Here is a 16824-nt window from a genome sequence, read left to right as displayed (position 1 = left end):
CAGGCCCGCGCAGATGGCAAAGCCGCCCTTGTCCGGCACATCCCGGAAGAACACGTCAAAGTAGGTGATCCGGTCCTTATATCCGGCCTGAAAATAGCCGTTTCCCATGGTCAGCTCATAAAAATCGCAGAGCATGGTCATGTTGATTTTTTGTTCGGTATTCATGTCCGCACCTCAGTAAAAAAATTTTTCGAGGGTCGCTTTCTCCTTGATATAGTCAGGCACAGAGGGCTGCATACGCAGCCTGCAGCGCTGCATGGAAAAGAATCTGGGTGGATTCTTTCCAACTGTGCCGACTATAGAAATTATAGGCGGTCTCATTGGGAAAAGCAATTCTTTTTTACAGATCCGTCAAATTTTTGTCAAATTTGGATTGACAACCTGCCCCCCCCTCCCCTATTATGGGGATTATTGGGGCTTCTCAACCCCCAAGGAAAGGATCAATTGCACCATGGATGTGATCTTAGGTATCGATATCGGCGGCTCCACCACGAAGATCGTGGGCCTGCGGGCCGACGGCAGCATCGTCTCGATGCTGCGGGTCCGGGCGGAGGATCAGGTGACCAGCCTGTACGGCGCGCTGGGCAACTATCTCTCCAGCAACGGCCTGTCCCTGCAAAACGTGCGGCGGGTGGTCCTCACCGGCGTAGGCGCCTCCTATGTGGACGGCAGCATTTTCGGCCTGCCCACCTGCAAGGTGGACGAGTTCTCCGCCAGCGGCACCGGCGCGCTGGCCCTGTCCGGCCAGGAGAGCGGCGTGGTGGTGACGATGGGCACCGGCACCGCCTTCCTCTGGGCGGAAGCAGGCGGCGCGGTGCGGCACCTGTGCGGCAGCGGCATCGGCGGCGGCACCCTGGGCGGCCTGTGCCACAAGCTGGTGGGCATGGAGCGGTTCGGCCAGATCAAAAAGCTGGCGGCCCAGGGCGACCTGGGACAGGTGGACCTGACCATCCGGGACATCACCAACCATCCGGCCCCCACTCTGGACCCAACGCTGACCGCCGCCAACTTCGGCAACCTGGCGGAGGACGCCTCCCCCGCCGACCTGGCCGCCGGGACGGTGAACCTGGTGCTCCAGGCCATCGGCACCATGACGGTGCTGGCCTGCCAGAGCTGCGGCACCCAGACCGTGATCCTCACCGGCTCCATGACCACATTAGACCAGGTGAAGCCCAATTTTGAAAATTTCGAGCGGCTGTACGGCATCCACTATATTATCCCTGAAAGCGCCACCTTCGCCACCGCTATCGGCGCGGGACTGTGCAGCCTGCGAAAAAAAGCGGTGGAATGACGCTTTCGGCTGTCCTTGGGGGGGGCAACAGTGGTCAGCCAGAGGGGAAGCCAGCGCATGAAAAAGCCTGAAAAATCGGCGACAGGATATTTGCTCCTTAGAGGATGAACTGTATGGTGTGCTATAAGCACTGCTTTCATCCAAAGCCCTGCGGCGGACTGTGCACCAGCAAATGGAGGCCCAATATGAAAAACGCCCGATCAGAATTGACGGCTATGATGAATATTGGAAAAGAAAGCGCAGAAGCTGACAGCTGCTGGGGTCAATTCCCCAGAGAAGCTGATCGAATCCGGTTCCAGGCGGGCATTTTTGCAGTTAAAGGAAGCGTATCCCCAGGTCTGCCTGGTGCATTTATATGCTTTAGAGGGAGCGATCCGGCATACTGCATGGAATCGTCTCTCTGATGAACCGAGAAAAGATCTGAAAGCATTCAACGGCCTTTTAAAAAGCAGCGCTGCGCAGGCATGAAAACATCGTCCCTTGATCCATCGTGTTGTTCAGGCAGGGCACCGGCGATTTCACGGATCATGCGTTGGAGCTTGGAAGTGCCTGTGATCAAGTGCGTGCAATAAATCAAATTTGCCAGAGAGCTGACCAGTTTGCCAATTGGAAGCAGATGGAGGAGGACGAACATGTATATTGAAAACAACTATTGGAATCACTACATTGGCGATACTGATGATAGCTTAACACTGGTGGATTATTTAGCGGACAAGGGAAAAGAAGAAATCTCTCTGCGTGAAATCTTCTCTGATACAGGGTTGGATAAGCTGAACTGGGAATTTCGGCAAAAAGACAGTTGGTTGGAGTACAAAGATAAAACAGGTTGTGAACATGAGTTTTACTATGCCATTGACCTTATTACAGACTTAGCTGCTTTAATTCTTGAATGTAAAATGAGTGGCAGTGTTAATTTGTGTGAATTATATGGAGGCGATCTCGACGCCGCCTCAAATGTTCGCATTACAGCCACGCAAGAGGAAATGGAGAAAATGAACATAGCTTTAGCAGATTTTGTGTCCGAACCGCTTGCATATGATCTGTCAGAAATGTGTCCAGAAGAAGACATGCAGGAAATGGCGAAGCTCTGTGAAGAATTAAGAAAAGAATTTGTTTGCTTGATACGGATCAATCGTCAACTTCCATTTTATCGTGCAGGTATCCATGATGGATACCTGCACGTTTGGATATTTGGATCAGGAGTTTGAGAACCGGACCTCAACAAGCCGAGCGGTAACAGGGGCGGCAGATGTCCCGCTGTGCGTTCCCATGAGATGTATCCATAGAAAAAGCCACCCAGGACAGGTTTTCCCGGGTGGCTCCGCTTTTTTGACTTGTGAAATTATTCCTCGTCAGAAGGGGCGTCGTCGTCCTCCAGCGTGGACAGGTCAAACTCCAGCTTTTCGCCGCAGTTGGGGCAGATGACCTCTCCGTCCTCCAGGATGGACTCATCGAAATAGACGGTCTCCTCGCAGGTGGGGCAGGTGGTGGCGTAGCAGTCCTCGTCCTCGCCCAGGTCATCCTCATAGTACTCATCGTCCTCGTCGTCATCATCGCCGAAGATGACGTCCTCCACGTCCTCCAGGTCGTCGCTGACAGCGTCCAGACCGTCGCCCAGCTCCGCCTGCGCGTCCTCGATGTCCTCGATCTCCAGGGCAATATCCTCCAGCACGTCAATGATGGCGGCCAGCAGCTTGCCCTCCTTCTTGTCGGTGTCCAGCTCCATGCCCTCGGCCAAGCCCTTCAGATAGGCGACCTTCTCCATGATCTCCATAGCAGTAACTCCTTTCTTAATAAAAAGTGTGGTGTATTCTATTGATCGTGTCCGCAGGCGCCGGGGAAAGGGAGAGAAGCCCGCGGTTTTCCCAGTTGATCTACCTTGTTATACACACCGGCCCGCGGCAGGGGGAATCGAAAGGGGGGACATGGTCCCCCCCTTTTCATATCATTCCTTCACGCGGCCCAGGTACTCGCCGGTGCGGGTGTCGATCTGGATCTTCTCGCCCTCGTTGATGAACAGGGGCACCTTGATCTGCGCGCCGGTCTCCAGCGTGGCGTTCTTGGTGACGTTGGTGGCGGTATCGCCCTTCACACCGGGCTCGGTCTCCGTGACCACCAGGTCCACGAAGTTGGGGACCTCCACCGTGAACACGCTGCCCTTGTAGCTGACCAGGGAGCACATGGTGTTCTCCTTCACGAACTGGAAGGCATCGCCCAGCACGTCCTTATTCAGCGGGGTCATATCGAAGGTCTCGGGGTCCATGAAGTAGTACAGGTCGCCGTCGTTATAGCTGTACTCGGCGTTCTTGCGCTCCACAGCGCCCTGCTCGAACTTGGCGGTGGGGTTGAAGGACTCCTCACGGATGGTTCCGCTGATGACGTTCTTGTACTTGGTGCGCACAAAGGCGGCCCCCTTGCCGGGCTTCACGTGCTGGAAGTCCACGACGACCATGGGCTTCCCATCCATCTCGAAAATCATACCTTTCCGGAAATCGCCGGCAGTAATGGTAGGCATAGTTTGTTCCTCCTCACAAATCTTACGAGAAAACGACCGTGGAAGGACATTTTCTCTATTTTTCTATATCTAGTGAAATAACCGTTGATATTTTACCGTATGTTGCCCGTTATTGCAAGTATTTTTCAGCCAGTTGCTGGAATTTTTCACTGGTTTTTTCCCGTTCTGCGGCGGCAGGCCCCTTTGAAAGGCTCCTGCATGGCGTGCAGGACTTTCTGCCACGCCGTCACAGCGCCTCCCACAGGCTCCACCATCAGCGCCAGAACGCCGGCCCGGTTGGCCGCCAGCACATCGGTCAGCAGCTTGTCTCCCAGCATGGCGGTGTGGCCCCGGTCCGCGCCCGCCCGGGCCATGGCGGCCTCCAGGCCGCGGGGGGAGGGCTTTCCCGCGTGTCCCTGATAGGGCACGCCCAGGTCCGCGCAGAACTCCGTCACCCGGGTCCCGGAGCGGTTGTTGGAGACGATCATGAACTGGATGCCGTTCTCCGAGAGCTCCGCGATCCAATCCCGCAGAGGCTGGTCCGGGCGGCGCACCGATTTGGGCGCCAGTGTGAAATCCAGATCGCTGAGCAGCAGGGTGATCCCCTGCCCCTTCAAATATTCAGGTGTGATATCTGCGTACCGCTGAAACAGGCGGTCCGGCACAAGGGAAAACGGCATAGGCGGCTCCTTGTCTGCATATTCTTCTTTATCAGTATACCAGCTCAGGCTGAAATACACAAGGGGGAGATCGTCTTGCAGGTCTATCTGGCCGTGACACCGGGAGAATTTCAGGAGGCGTCCAAGTACTGCCGCGCCCTTGCCCACGTCGCTTACCGTATCGGTCCCGGCTCCACGCTGCTGCGGCAGAATCTGCTGCTGCAGACCCGGGGCGGACTGCTGTCCGTCAGCGACCGGGAGGCCCCGCTCATCGAGGACGCGGAGGCTCTGTCCGCGGCGGTCCTGCGGGAGTGCAGCCGGCGGGGGTATGGCGGCGTGGTGCTGGATTTTGAGGAATCCCCCCGGCGGGACCGTGTCCTGTTCGCCCAGCGGCTGGGCCAGGTCCTGACCGCCAACCGGCGGACCCTGTACGTCCCCGAGTCCTATTCCAGCGCGGCCCAGAGCGCCGTCCTGCTGATCTGCACCGCCATCTCCGGCGGAAATTTTGCGGAGCGGCTTCAGGAGGCCGCCCAGTCCCGGGGCGGCGCGGGCCGTCTGGCTCTGGACGTTCAGCGCCTGCGGATGGATTTCCGCCTCCCCGCCCGGTCCGGCGAGGGAGAGCCCCTCGGGGGAGAGGCCCTGCGGCACCTGATGGAACGGGAATCCCCGGCGGTCTTTTTCTCCCAGGACCTGTGCGCCCGGTATTTTACATACAGCCAGAACGGCGAGACTCATTTTGTCCTGTTCGACGACGGGGATACCCTGAACCAAAAGCTGAAGATCGGAGCCAGCATGGGCTTCTCCGCGGCATTCCTCATGTGGCCTGAAGTCCTGGACATTGCGGGGAAGCTGAACCTGCGCTGAAAGCCAGATGAAAAAAAGTGCTGCGCCCAACGGCACAGCACTTTCTTCGCATCAATAATAACGCTTCTTGTTCTTGCGAGCGGCCTCAGACTTCTTGCGGCGCTTGACGCTGGGGCTCTCATAATGCTCTCTCTTCCGAACCTCGGCCAGGACGCCAGCCTTGGCGCAGCTGCGCTTGAAACGCTTCAGCGCGCTGTCGATGGATTCATTTTCCTTCACATGGATCTCAGACATCTATATTTCCCTCCCTCCGAGGTATCCGGCTCAATCCAGGATACTTTAAGGGCCATAAATTATGGCTTCAACACATGCATTATACAGAGTATGCCCGAAATTGTCAAGGGATTTTCCGTGAGATCCAAGCAAATTTTCCACAAAAGCCGATCCGGACAAGCACTTATGCGCCCATTTCATGATTTTGCCTGCGGCAAAACGCCTGGATACGCCAACCGGCGCGGTGTCTTACTGGGGCTTTACGATCAAATTGACCAGCCGGTTCTTCACGAGGATGGTCTTGACGATCTTCATGCCCTCGGTGGCCTTCTGGACCTTCTCCACCGCCAGGGCGGCTTCCACCACAGCCTTTTCCTCGCTGTCGGTGGGCATGGTGATGCTGCCCTTCAGCTTGCCGTTGACCTGAACGGCCATGTCCACCGTGGAGGCCACGGTCTTGCTCTCGTCATACACAGGCCACTCCGCCTGGCAGCACATCCTGCCGGTCTGGGCCGCAAAGCCCAGGTTCTCCCACAGCTCCTCGGTGATGTGGGGCGCGAAGGGGTTCAGCAGCAGAATGAGGTACTTCATGTCGCCCTTGGTGACGCCGTTGGCGGTCAGCTCATTGACCATGGTCATCATGGCGGCGATGGCGGTGTTCATCTTCAGGCTGTCAACGTCCTCCGTGACCTTCTTGATGGTCTTGTGGATGATGGGCTCATTGGCGGGCGTCACATCATAGCTGTCCGCCGCGCCCTCCGCCAGGTTCCACACGCGGTCCAGGAACCGCTTGGAGCCCTTGACGGCCTCGGTGGACCAGGTGGCCGCCTGCTCGAAGTCGCCTACGAACATGATATACAGGCGCATGGTGTCCGCGCCGTACTGGGCCACGATATCGTTGGGGTTCACCACGTTGCCCCGGGACTTGGACATCTTCTCGCCGCCCTCGCCCAGGATCATGCCGTGACTGGTGCGCTTGGCATAGGGCTCCTTGGTGGGCACCACGCCGATGTCATAGAGGAACTTGTGCCAGAAGCGGCTGTACAGCAGGTGCAGGGTGGTGTGCTCCATGCCGCCGTTGTACCAGTCCACGGGAGACCAGTAATCCAGGGCCTCCTTGCTGGCCAGGGCCTTGTCGTTGTGGGGGTCCATATACCGCAGGAAGTACCAGGAGGAACCGGCCCACTGGGGCATGGTGTCGGTCTCACGCTGGGCGGGGCCGCCGCACTTGGGGCAGGTGGTGTTCACCCAGTCGTGCATCTGTGCCAGGGGAGACTCGCCGGTGTCGGTGACCTCGTAGCTCTCCACCTCCGGCAACAGCAGGGGCAGCTGCTCCTCCGGCAGGGGCACCCAGCCGCACTTGGGGCAGTTCACCAGGGGGATGGGTTCGCCCCAGTAACGCTGGCGGCTGAACACCCAGTCGCGGAGCTTGAAGTTGGTCTTGGGACGGCCGAAGCCCTGGTCCGTGACCCACTTCTTCATGGCGGGGATGGCCTCCTTGACGGTCATGCCGTCCAGGAAGCCGGAGTTGACCATGATGCCGGTGTCATCCTTCAGGGCGAAGGCCTCCTTGGTGATGTCGCCACCCTTGACCACCTCGACGATGGGCAGGCCGAAGGCCGTGGCGAAGTCCCAGTCGCGCTGGTCGTGGCCGGGCACGCCCATGACGATGCCGGTGCCGTAGCCCATCAGGACATAGTCGGAGACGAACAGGGGCACATGGGCGCCGTTGGCGGGGTTGACGGCCTCGATGCCGTCCAGGCGGACGCCGGTCTTTTCCTTATTCAGCTCGCCGCGCTCAAAGTCGGACTTGCGGGCGGCCTCCGCCTGATAGGCGGCCACCTCGTCCCAGTTCTTGATCTGGTCCTTCCACTGCTCCAGATAGGGATGCTCGGGGGAGATGACCATATAGGTGACGCCGAACAGGGTGTCGCACCGGGTGGTGTAGACCGTCAGCTTGTCGCCGTTGGTGGCGGTGAAATCCACCTCGGTACCCTCGGACCGGCCGATCCAGTTGCGCTGCTGGATCTTGACGCGGTTGATGAAGTCCACGTCGTTCAGATCGTCGATCAGGCGGTCGGCGTACTTGGTGATGGCCAGCATCCACTGGGATTTCTCCTTGCGGATGACCTCGCCGCCGCAGCGCTCGCAGACACCCTCCACGACCTCCTCGTTGGCCAGGACGATCTTGCAGCTGGTGCACCAGTTCACGGGCATGGAGGCCTTGTAGGCCAAGCCCTTTTTGAACATCTGGAGGAAGATCCACTGGGTCCACTTATAGTAGCTGGGGTCGGTGGTGTTGACCTCCCGGTCCCAGTCAAAGGAGTAGCCCAGCATGTGGAGCTGCTTGCGGAAATTCTCGATATTGTCGTGGGTCACCTTGGCGGGATGGATGTGGTGCTGCACGGCATAGTTCTCCGTGGGCAGGCCGAAGGCGTCATAGCCGATGGGAAACAGGACGTTGTAGCCCTGCATCCGCTTCTTGCGGCAGATGATGTCCATGGCGGTAAAGGGTCGGGCATGGCCCACATGGAGGCCCTGGCCGGAGGGATAGGGGAACTCGATCAGGCCGAAGAACTTCTCCCGGCTGGTGTCCCCGTTGACGGCGGTGAAGGGCTTTTCCTCCAGCCACTTCTCCTGCCATTTTTTCTCGATGGCGGTAAAATCGTACTTCATAGTTCTCTCCTTTATTGATTATGAAGATATCACTCTCTGATAAATTTCGCGTCTGCTTCGGGAATTCCCTCCCCGTCTGTCACATACCGTTCCGCTCTCATGCGCAGATCGTATTTCTCTCGGAGCTTCGCGACCGTTTCCATCATGGGGGAGGCGTGGTGGCGGTCGAGGGCGGCCTGGTCTTTCCACATGTCTATCAGCAGAACCGTCTCCAGGTCATCCGCCGGGAAAAAATAGGCGTAACGCTCGTTCCCCGCCTCAGCGCGGATCAGATTCGCCGTTCCGCTGTCCTCCATCTCCTGCGCAAAGGCCCGGGCGCTGCCGCCCGTTCCGGTGTAGTACAGATTCATCAGAATGCTCATCTCAAACGCCCTCTCTTCCCAGCGGCTTTTTTCGGAATAAAAACGCCCCCGGCCAAAGGCCAGGGGCGTTGTCAAACGCGGTACCACCCTGTTCAGCCGTCCGTGCCGGACGGCCCTCCCGGCCTGTAACGGGGCCAGCCGTTCCACCCTACTGTCCATTCAGGCGGAAAACTCCGGGACCAGTATACCGCAGGCTCCCCCACCGGCTCACACCAGCCGCCGGCTCTCTTCAGGCGGGACGCTTGGGCTTTCTTCCCTTCAAAGTCGTTAACGGCTCTATTTTATGTAGGTTTTTTGTGTTTGTCAAGGAAAAAGCAAAAAATCTTCCGCTTTTTTGCGAAACACCTCCGCTTCTCCGGGATCACGTCCCTCAGAAGCGCCGGACCTGCTCCGCCCTCTCTGTGCAAAAAGCCGGTTATCATACTATTTCCTGATAAAAAACTTTAAAAAGTTTTTTATTGCGGCGCAATGCGCCGCCGCGCCTGCGGCGCGCAGGAAAAGTATTGACAACATCCCTGGCGGCTATGCCGCCGGGGCCGCTTACGCGGCCCTAATAAAACGATGAAATCGTTTTATTAGGGATTCGTATCAAACGCAAATGGGCAGGCGAAGCCTGCCCATTTCAAAGCTTTCCCTCCGGCAAAGCGCACGGACGCGCTCCGTCGCGGGACCTCCTCAATCCGCCGTCAGGACGCCGCTCAAATCCACGGGCCTGCCGTCATGCCACAGGCGTTCCAGGGAGTAGAACTCCCGGGCCTCCTGGGAGAAGATGTGCACCACCACGCAGCCGTAATCCAGCAGGACCCAGGTGCCGTCCCGGTAGCCCTCCCGGCGCAGCGGGTCCTCCCCGGCCTGCTCCTTCATGGCTTTTTCCACAGCGCCGCTCAGGGCGTTGATCTGGGTGTTGGAGGTGCCGGTGGCGATGACAAAGTAATCCGCCAGAGTGGTCTGTTCCGTCACCTCAATGGCACTGATCTCCTTGCCCTTCTTCTCATCCAGGGCCTTGGCGGCAATAATGGCTAATTCTTTTGGTGTCATACAGTCCTTCCTTTCTGTTTTCAGATCAGGCCGCAGGAGGCGGCTCGATGGTGATAAAATCCGGCTCGCTGGGCGTCTCAGGCTCTGTGGGCGTCTCAGGGAACTGCTCCGTGCCGCTGTCCGGAGGCGTGGATGCCTCTCCCCCGCCGTCCGGCGCAGGAGTGGTCCCCGTGCCTGTTCCGCTGTTCGGGTCCCCGGTGCCAGTTCCGGGTTCTGCGGGCATATCAGGCTGTCCGGTGCTGGGATCTATGACAATGGTCCCTGAATCGATAGGGTTGCCGTTTTCATCCACGGCGGGGTCCTCCGCAGGGTCCGTCTCAGCGGGCTTGCTGGGCTTCACCGGGGGCACCGCCGCCTTGCTGTCCTCCACATAGCCCGTGGAGGAGCTGACGGAGCCGTCGGCGTTGACGGACATGATGTCCAGGTCGCTCATGGTGAAGGTCTCAGCAAAGGGACTCAAATGGTTGTTCACCAGGTCCAGCAGCTCCCTGGCAATAGGGACCACGTAGGACTGGTTGTTCTGATAACTCCGGCTCCAGCAATAAGCTCCCTTGTTGGGCATGGTGACAAAGTTCACATTCTCCATCTTCAGTCCGCCCAGATACGCCGACTGGGCAAACCACAGGATATTCTGGAAGCTCATGTCCGTCTCCACGCACTCTTGGAATACCTTGACGAACTGGTTGACCTTGGTGATGTTCTCCAGCTTCAAAAGCTGCTCCACCATGGCCTTCAGCAGTGCCTGCTGTGTCCTGATGCGGCCCAGGTCGCCGTCGGGATAGCCGTACTTCATATTGTTGTCGTGACGGTAGCGGAGGACCTGCATGGCGTCGTCGCCGGAGAGGAGGCGGTAGCCCGCCTTCTGACTGATCACAAGGTCCTGGTAGGGGTCTTTGTAGTTCATGTCCCGGGGCACATCGAACCAAACGCCGCCCATGGCATCCACGATCCTGCCCACGGCCTCCCACTCCACGATGACCTGGAAGTCCGGCTCAAAGCCCACCAGCTGGGAGATCTCCTTATAGAGGTACTGGATGCCCTTCTCCCCGCCGCCGCCATAATTGTATACGGCATTGATGCGCTTGATGTCGTAGGGGATGTTCACCATGGTGTCCCGGGGAATGGACATGACGGTGGCCTTCTGATTGGTCACATCATAGCTGGCCAGCAGCATGGTGTCCGTGTTTCCGCCTCCGCCGGTGTCCCGGCCCAGGATCAGAACGGTGTAAAAATCCTTGCTCTTCCGCTCGCCGTCAGCCCGGGGGCGGACGCCGTCGCCGTAGTCGATCTCCTCTGCGGCAGCGCCGCTGCCGTCGTCATCTTTTCCCACGGCCGCCGGTTTTTTGTTGTTCAGGTCCGGGCGGACAAACAGGCTCTGGCAGGCCACGACCACCGCCAGGGCCACGGCCAGGATCACCGCCACCACGATCAGGATCTTCTGCTGGCGGGTCAGGCGGCTCGGTTTTTTCTGTTTTGGCTGTTTTGGCGTTTTTCCACCCGCCACACGTTTTCCTGTTTCTCTCTGCAACGTCTATCGATCCTTTCATACTGATTCAAAAGAAAGCGCTTCATGCAGGCGTCCGCCGGCCGGCAAAACCTGGCGGGCCCCGCCCAGTCAGGCGCTTTAAAGCCTGTTATCAGATCCTGCGGTCAACGCGTCTCGCGCCTCCACAGTGGCATGGTGCACCGGGTTCCCCATGGATGTCATTTCCTCAATGGTCATTTCCAGGCCCAGCAGCAGGCCCTTGTTCAGATCCTCGTAGCACACCTTCCGCAGTCTCTCCACACCCGGGAAATCGCGGGAGGGCTCGATATAGTCCGCCAGATAGATGATCTTCTCCAGCTTCGTCATGTTGGCGCGGCCCGTGGTGTGCCACCAGATGGCCTGATAGATCTCGTCGTCCACGCCGAACACATCCCTTGCGACGGCGGCGCCGGTCTTGGCGTGGAGCAGCTTCAGCGCCTGCCGCTCCAGGCAGTCCAGCCGGATGCCGTACTTCCCGCACAGCGCCAGCTGCTCCGGCATGTCCAGCTTTTTCGTGCAGTCGTGGAGCAATGCCGCCCGGCGGGCCTTTTCCACATCGGCTCCATAGCGCTCCGCCAGACGGATCGCCTCCTGCTCCGTCCCCAGCACATGGGGGATGCGCTGGTGCTTCAGATAGCTCAGCGCCACCGGCCGGAGCTGGGACAGGGACAGGTTTTTCAGATCCGCTCCGGTGTTGTACAGGCCCTCCCGCAGGATATAGCCGTATACCGCCGGGGCCAGAAACGCCGCGCCCTTTCCCTGCGCCAGTCCCTCCCGCAGCTCTGTGGAGGAGATGTCAACGACGCCCGGGACGGTCAGCGTGAAAATGCGGGCCTGGGGATAGGTCTGGTACAGGTACGTCCGCTGGACGGAGAACAGCTCCTCTGTATCCGCCTCTGTCCGGCCAAAGGCCGCGATGCCCGCCAGGGAGAGGATCTCCTCCGGCGCGTGCCACGCCTGGATAGTCAGGAACATGTCCGTGCCCATCAGGAGCCACAGCTCGTCGTCCGGATACTGGACCTTGATCTGTTTCAATGTTTCGGAGGTGTAGCTCTTCCCCGCCCGGTGCAGCTCGAGATCCAGCGTTTTCACCTTGCCGCCCAGTCCCAGCTGCTCCCCCGCCATGCGGGTCATCTCCAGCCGCTGTGCCCGCGTGGGGCTTCCCGCCGGCAGCGCCTTGTGCGGCGGCAGCCCCGCGGGGACCAGCAGCAGCTGGTCCAGCTTCAGCAGTTCAAAGACCGCCCGGGCCGCGGTGATATGGCCCAGGTGGGGCGGGTTGAAGGTCCCGCCGTAGATGCCGATCTTCATAGTATTTCCTCTTCCCGGATCAGGGGCCGTGACATGCCGCCCCGCCGGGCGCCAGCCCCCTGACCTTTTATCTCTGATCTCTTGTTTTTCTGCGCTTCACCAGCTGGATGCGCTTCTCTTTGGGTTTGGAATGACTCTCCCGGTACAGCACGAATTTCGTCCCGATGACCTGCTCTCCCCACAGGACTTATCCTGTGGGGTCCCCCTCATGGAACTCAAATGGCCGGGCAAAGCCCGTCCATTTCAAGGTTTTTTCCGTTGGAAAAAACGCTTGGACGCCGGACTTCCGGCGGTAGTGCAGGTCATCTCCTGCGCTTCACCAGCTGGATGTGCTTCTCTTTGGGCTTGGAGTGGCTCTCCCGGTACAGCACAAATTTCGTTCCGATGACCTGCTCTCCCCACAGGACTTGTCCTGTGGGAGCCCCTCATGGAACTCAAATGGCCGGGCAAAGCCCGTCCATTTCAAGGTTTTTTCCGTTGGAAAAAACGCTTGGACGCCGGACTTCCGGCGCCGGTGCAGGTCATCTCCCGCGCTTCACCAGCTGGATGCGCTTCTCTTTGGGCTTGGAATGACTCTCCCGGTACAGCACGAATTTCGTCCCGATGACCTGCACCACTTCGCTGCGGGTGGCCTTTGCCAGCTCCTCCGCCGCCATGCGGGCGTCATACTCGATATTATTGTCCAGGACCCGGCCCTTGATGAGTTCCCGGGCCTCCAGGGCGTCGTCGGCCTGCTTCACCAGGTTTTCCCCGATGCCGTCCTTGCCGATCTGGATGATGGTGTCGATGGTGTTCGCCAGGCCCCGCAGCTGGGCCCGCTGTTTGCTTGTCAGTTCCATATGATCTCCGGCGGAAATTCCTTCCGCCTCACCTTTCTATTCAGTCGTCCCGGGGCGCTCCCCAGTATTCTCGCAAGTCTTTTCACGTCTCCTGGTCCACCCACAGCACGGCAGCGCACAATATCCGCACTGCCGCATTCGGGACATATGTGGGTGTTTTTCATCGGATGGTCTCTCTTTGTTAGACTTAGACGTTTATTTCTTCAAATAAGTTGCAAGCTTCTCCGCGAAATCCGCCAGAGCCTTTCCACGGTGGGAGATGGCGCTCTTCTCCTCCGCCGTCAGCTGGCCAAAGGTCTTGGCTTTTTCCGGCACAAAGAACACCGGATCGTAGCCAAAGCCGCCCTCGCCCATGGGTGCGAAGGCGATGGTGCCGTCACAGCGGCCCTCCGCCGTCAGCTCGTCGCCGTTGGGAAAGGCGCAGGCGATGGCGCAGGCAAAGTGGGCGGCCCGGGTGGTCTGCCCCCGCAGATTATTCAGCAAAAGCATATACCGCCCCTTGTCATCCAGGCCCTCGCCGCCGTAGCGGGCGGAGTAGACGCCGGGACCGCCGTTCAGGGCGTCCACGCACAGTCCGGAGTCATCGGCAATGGCGGGCAGGCCTGCGGCGGCGCAGATGGCCTTGGCTTTCAGCATGGCGTTCTCCGCAAAGGTGGTCCCCGTCTCCTCCACGTCCACGGTGATCCCCAGGTCCTTGGGGCTGACCACCTCCACGCCAAAGCGGGACAGGATGGCGGACATCTCCTTCAGCTTGCCCGGATTGTGGGTGGCAAGTACAAATTTTTCAGCCATCAGAATGTTCCTCCCAATACCTGTTTCTGCATGTTCAAAAGCTCCCGGTTTCCCTTGGCGCACAGGCGCACCAGCTCCTGCTGCTCATCCAGGGTAAAGGCCCGGCCCTCGCCGGTGCCCTGGAGCTCGATCAGCTCGCCCCGCTCGTTCATGATGCAGTTCAGGTCCACCTGGGCGCGGCTGTCCTCGCTGTACTGTAAGTCCAGCAGGGCGGCGTCCTCCACAATACCGGCGGAGACGCCGGTGACGTAGTGGCGGATGGGACTGGAGGCCAGCACGCCGTCCTCCACCAGCTTGCGGCAGGCCAGCGCCAGGGCGATAAAGCCTCCGGTGACGGAGGCGGTCCGGGTGCCGCCGTCGCCCTGGAGCACGTCGCAGTCCACAGTGATGGTGTGCTCCCCCAGTTTCGTCATATCCACAGCGGCCCGCAGGGAGCGGCCCACCAGCCGCTGGATCTCGGCACTGCGGGGGGACAGCTTCAGCTTGGCGATGTCCCGTTTGCTCCGCTCCCGGTTGGCCCGGGGCAGCATGGAGTACTCCGCCGTCACCCAGCCCTCTCCCTCGGGAACGTGAGGCGGGGTGCGGTCCTCGATGCTGGCACAGCAGAGGACCTTGGTGTCGCCGCACTCGATGAGGCAGCTGCCCTCTGCGAATTTCACAAAATCGGTGGTGATTTTAATGGGGCGCAGCTCGTCAAACGCCCGTCCGTCTTTTCTCGTCATCATCATGCATCCTCTTTCTGTGGCAGTAAAATCAACCTGCGGGCCGGGCAGTACCGGGCGGAACAGCCGCTTCCCCGCCAGTTGTCGGAACCGGTCAGCTCAAAATCTCCCGTTTCTTTTCTGGGCAGCAAAAATGCCCTCTGCTCTTTGTCCGCTGTCCAGCAGATGTTTGCCCTGCTGCGGACAAAGCCTTTTTGCAGTCCTCCGCCGTAATAGGGACAGGTCTTGTTTTCCATGGTCCATTCCTTCTCACTGTCCCCGCAGAACAGGCTGAATGGCCACAAGCGCGCGGTCATAGTCCTCTTTGCGGACGTAGATGGTGTAGGTCAGCGCATAGTCCTGCACGGCGGGAGGCACCATGCCCCGGGCACGGCTGGCTGCAGACGCGCCCAATCCCCGAGTCTTGGTATAGCTGGAGACCCCCGCGCTGAAAAGGGCTTCCCGGATCTTGAAAAGCTTCTTCTGGGGAACGGTGGTGATGAGCTCCCGGCGGTTGAAGATCGTGATCAAGGAAAGATCCCCCTCTCTTTCTTTTTCTGCCGCAGGGCAGAAAGCAAATAGAATCATATCTTGCCGCGGCACATCCATAGCGAACTACTTTACAGCCCGCAGCCATGCGGACGCGGCCAGGGCCCCGTGGCGGGTCGTGGAAAATCAGATGATAGCCTCCACATACGCCCTTGCGTCAAAGGGACGCAGGTCGTCGATACCCTCGCCCACACCGGCGAACTTCACGGGCACCCCCAGCTCCCGGGCGATAGCCACCACGATGCCGCCTTTGGCGGTGCCGTCCAGCTTCGTCAGCACGATGCCGGTGAGGCCCGCCGTCTCCTTGAAGGTGCGGGCCTGGATGAGGCCGTTCTGTCCGGTGGTGGCGTCCAGTACCAGCAGGGTCTCCCGTGCGGCGCCGGGGCACTCCCGGTCGATGATCTTGGAGAGTTTCGCAAGCTCCGCCATCAGATTGGCCTTGTTGTGGAGCCGTCCGGCGGTGTCGCACAGCACCACATCCACGCTCCGGGCCTTGGCGGCCTGGAGGGCGTCAAACAGCACGGCGCCGGGGTCCGCCCCCTCGTGCTGGCGGATGATCTCACATCCGGCCCGCTCCGCCCAAATCTGGAGCTGATCAGCGGCGGCGGCGCGAAAGGTATCCGCCGCGCAGAACAGGACCCGCTTGCCCTGCCCTTTCAATTGATTCCCCAGCTTGCCGATGGAGGTGGTCTTGCCCACGCCGTTGACGCCGATGAACAGCACCACGCTGGGCTGGGTGGAGGTATCCAGCCCGGTGTCGCCCACCTCCATCATTTCCACCAGCACATCCCGCAGGGCCGCCTTGACCTCCTCCTGGTCGTGGAGCTTTTCCTTGCGGACCCTTGTCCGCAGTTTCTCCACCGCTTCCAGGGCGGTGTCCATGCCCAGGTCGGCCAGGATGAGGGTCTCCTCCAGCTCCTCGAAGAATGCCTCGTCGGCCTCGGTAAAGCCGGAGAAAATGTTGGTGGTGATTTTTTTCAGTTTGTCAAAAAAGCCCATTGCAGATCGCTCCTCTCTGGCCGTATTAATCAGTTCCGCGGAAAGGACACCCAGCCTTGGCGCGCCAGTATCTTCAGGCGGCCAAGATCCACACCGGTGCCTTGGGCAGCCTCTCCGATCTTTGCAGAAGGATTGGCGTCCATATACGCCTGCACTGTCTTCATATCTTCTCTGAGCGCTTCGGTGCAGCTCGGGCAGACTCTGCTGAATCCGCGCTGGTCAAATATTTTTCCGCATAAAGGGCAATTCTGAATATTCATGTGTTCCTCCTTTCAAGATGAAGCGGCCCGTGTTTTTGCCGACGAGCTATTTGATCTTCAGTTCCTTCGCCATGTCATTCAGATTGATGGTCAATATCTTGGATACGCCCTGCTCCTGCATAACGTCGTCGCAAAGTCCGCAGCCCTGCGTTTCCGCCTCCGGCGAAAACTTCGTCTGCTCCCTTGCTCCTCCTTCTTCCCACCGCACCCGCTTCGCTGGGCTGCGGCGGGAGCCCTGCCGGGGCGTCACCATG

The 16824-nt window shown here is 59.4% G+C and carries 21 protein-coding genes, 1 pseudogene and 1 other annotated feature; of the genes and pseudogenes, 4 read left to right on the top strand and 18 right to left on the bottom strand.

The window, feature by feature from the left end; translation table 11 throughout:
• Positions 1-165, bottom strand: a pseudogene (locus Q0Z71_RS10375) (nicotinate phosphoribosyltransferase); the annotation flags it as partial.
• Between the two features lie 286 nt (positions 166-451).
• Between Q0Z71_RS10375 and Q0Z71_RS10370 the strand changes: the two are divergent.
• From Q0Z71_RS10370 to Q0Z71_RS10360, 3 genes are all read left to right on the top strand, one after another.
• On the top strand, positions 452-1291 hold the full coding sequence (locus Q0Z71_RS10370; protein ID WP_298021991.1) for a pantothenate kinase: 840 nt from the start codon (positions 452-454) through the stop codon (positions 1289-1291).
• Positions 1292-1516: 225 nt separating this feature from the next.
• On the top strand, positions 1517-1759 hold the full coding sequence (locus Q0Z71_RS10365) for a TfoX/Sxy family DNA transformation protein (protein ID WP_298021988.1): 243 nt from the start codon (positions 1517-1519) through the stop codon (positions 1757-1759).
• Between the two features lie 164 nt (positions 1760-1923).
• Positions 1924-2499: an imm68 putative immunity domain-containing protein gene (locus tag Q0Z71_RS10360; protein WP_298021985.1), complete on the top strand. Its 576-nt coding sequence runs from the start codon at positions 1924-1926 to the stop codon at positions 2497-2499.
• Between the two features lie 134 nt (positions 2500-2633).
• Here Q0Z71_RS10360 and Q0Z71_RS10355 read toward each other — a convergent pair whose 3' ends face one another.
• From Q0Z71_RS10355 to Q0Z71_RS10345, 3 genes are all read right to left on the bottom strand, one after another.
• Positions 2634-3065, bottom strand: a complete 432-nt coding sequence (locus Q0Z71_RS10355) for a CD1247 N-terminal domain-containing protein (protein ID WP_298021982.1) — start codon at positions 3063-3065, stop codon at positions 2634-2636.
• Between the two features lie 171 nt (positions 3066-3236).
• The gene (gene efp / locus Q0Z71_RS10350) at positions 3237-3806 is read right to left on the bottom strand and encodes an elongation factor P (RefSeq protein ID WP_298021978.1); all 570 of its coding nucleotides are present in this window, start codon (positions 3804-3806) and stop codon (positions 3237-3239) included.
• A 146-nt stretch (positions 3807-3952) separates the two neighbouring features.
• Positions 3953-4465 carry a YqeG family HAD IIIA-type phosphatase gene (locus Q0Z71_RS10345; protein ID WP_298021975.1) on the bottom strand — a complete coding sequence of 171 codons (513 nt, stop codon included), beginning with the start codon at positions 4463-4465 and terminating at the stop codon, positions 3953-3955.
• 75 nt (positions 4466-4540) lie between these two features.
• Between Q0Z71_RS10345 and Q0Z71_RS10340 the strand changes: the two genes are divergently transcribed.
• On the top strand, positions 4541-5308 hold the full coding sequence (locus Q0Z71_RS10340; RefSeq protein WP_298021973.1) for a hypothetical protein: 768 nt from the start codon (positions 4541-4543) through the stop codon (positions 5306-5308).
• Positions 5309-5359: 51 nt separating this feature from the next.
• Here the strand turns inward: Q0Z71_RS10340 and rpsU are convergent, their stop codons facing one another.
• The 14 genes from rpsU to Q0Z71_RS10270 form a co-directional block, all read right to left on the bottom strand.
• Positions 5360-5542 (bottom strand): 30S ribosomal protein S21, encoded by a 183-nt coding sequence (gene rpsU, locus Q0Z71_RS10335; RefSeq protein ID WP_016324321.1) that lies wholly within the window; start codon positions 5540-5542, stop codon positions 5360-5362.
• Between the two features lie 228 nt (positions 5543-5770).
• Positions 5771-8197 (bottom strand): leucine--tRNA ligase, encoded by a 2427-nt coding sequence (gene leuS / locus Q0Z71_RS10330; protein WP_298021969.1) that lies wholly within the window; start codon positions 8195-8197, stop codon positions 5771-5773.
• Between the two features lie 29 nt (positions 8198-8226).
• Positions 8227-8559 (bottom strand): putative quinol monooxygenase, encoded by a 333-nt coding sequence (locus Q0Z71_RS10325; protein WP_298021966.1) that lies wholly within the window; start codon positions 8557-8559, stop codon positions 8227-8229.
• 58 nt (positions 8560-8617) lie between these two features.
• Positions 8618-8830 (bottom strand) — a binding site (T-box leader).
• A 404-nt stretch (positions 8831-9234) separates the two neighbouring features.
• Entirely contained in the window at positions 9235-9597 is a 363-nt protein-coding gene (gene rsfS / locus Q0Z71_RS10320) for a ribosome silencing factor (RefSeq protein ID WP_298021962.1), read from the bottom strand.
• Between the two features lie 25 nt (positions 9598-9622).
• Positions 9623-11101, bottom strand: a complete 1479-nt coding sequence (locus tag Q0Z71_RS10315; RefSeq protein WP_298021959.1) for an LCP family protein — start codon at positions 11099-11101, stop codon at positions 9623-9625.
• Positions 11102-11221: 120 nt separating this feature from the next.
• The gene (gene yqeK / locus Q0Z71_RS10310; RefSeq protein ID WP_298021956.1) at positions 11222-12430 is read right to left on the bottom strand and encodes a bis(5'-nucleosyl)-tetraphosphatase (symmetrical) YqeK; all 1209 of its coding nucleotides are present in this window, start codon (positions 12428-12430) and stop codon (positions 11222-11224) included.
• Positions 12431-12951: 521 nt separating this feature from the next.
• Entirely contained in the window at positions 12952-13269 is a 318-nt protein-coding gene (gene yhbY, locus Q0Z71_RS10305; protein WP_298021953.1) for a ribosome assembly RNA-binding protein YhbY, read from the bottom strand.
• A 195-nt stretch (positions 13270-13464) separates the two neighbouring features.
• The gene (locus tag Q0Z71_RS10300) at positions 13465-14061 is read right to left on the bottom strand and encodes an XTP/dITP diphosphatase (protein ID WP_298021950.1); all 597 of its coding nucleotides are present in this window, start codon (positions 14059-14061) and stop codon (positions 13465-13467) included.
• Positions 14061-14783 (bottom strand): ribonuclease PH, encoded by a 723-nt coding sequence (rph, locus tag Q0Z71_RS10295; RefSeq protein WP_298022002.1) that lies wholly within the window; start codon positions 14781-14783, stop codon positions 14061-14063. The genes Q0Z71_RS10300 and rph overlap by 1 nt, the downstream gene beginning before the upstream one ends.
• A 2-nt stretch (positions 14784-14785) precedes the next feature.
• On the bottom strand, positions 14786-15019 hold the full coding sequence (locus Q0Z71_RS10290) for a PF20097 family protein (protein ID WP_298021947.1): 234 nt from the start codon (positions 15017-15019) through the stop codon (positions 14786-14788).
• A 13-nt stretch (positions 15020-15032) separates the two neighbouring features.
• Positions 15033-15293, bottom strand: coding sequence for a hypothetical protein (locus Q0Z71_RS10285; RefSeq protein WP_298021945.1), 261 nt, complete (start codon positions 15291-15293; stop codon positions 15033-15035).
• Between the two features lie 144 nt (positions 15294-15437).
• Positions 15438-16310, bottom strand: a complete 873-nt coding sequence (gene ftsY / locus Q0Z71_RS10280) for a signal recognition particle-docking protein FtsY (protein ID WP_298021942.1) — start codon at positions 16308-16310, stop codon at positions 15438-15440.
• Positions 16311-16339: 29 nt separating this feature from the next.
• Positions 16340-16570 carry a hypothetical protein gene (locus tag Q0Z71_RS10275; protein WP_298021938.1) on the bottom strand — a complete coding sequence of 77 codons (231 nt, stop codon included), beginning with the start codon at positions 16568-16570 and terminating at the stop codon, positions 16340-16342.
• Between the two features lie 46 nt (positions 16571-16616).
• Entirely contained in the window at positions 16617-16823 is a 207-nt protein-coding gene (locus tag Q0Z71_RS10270) for a hypothetical protein (protein ID WP_298021935.1), read from the bottom strand.
• Position 16824 lies beyond the last annotated feature (1 nt).

The sequence above is a fragment of the uncultured Dysosmobacter sp. genome, assembly GCF_947631635.1.
Classification (GTDB): domain Bacteria; phylum Bacillota; class Clostridia; order Oscillospirales; family Oscillospiraceae; genus Oscillibacter.
This window is presented reverse-complemented; position numbering and strand designations above follow the sequence as displayed.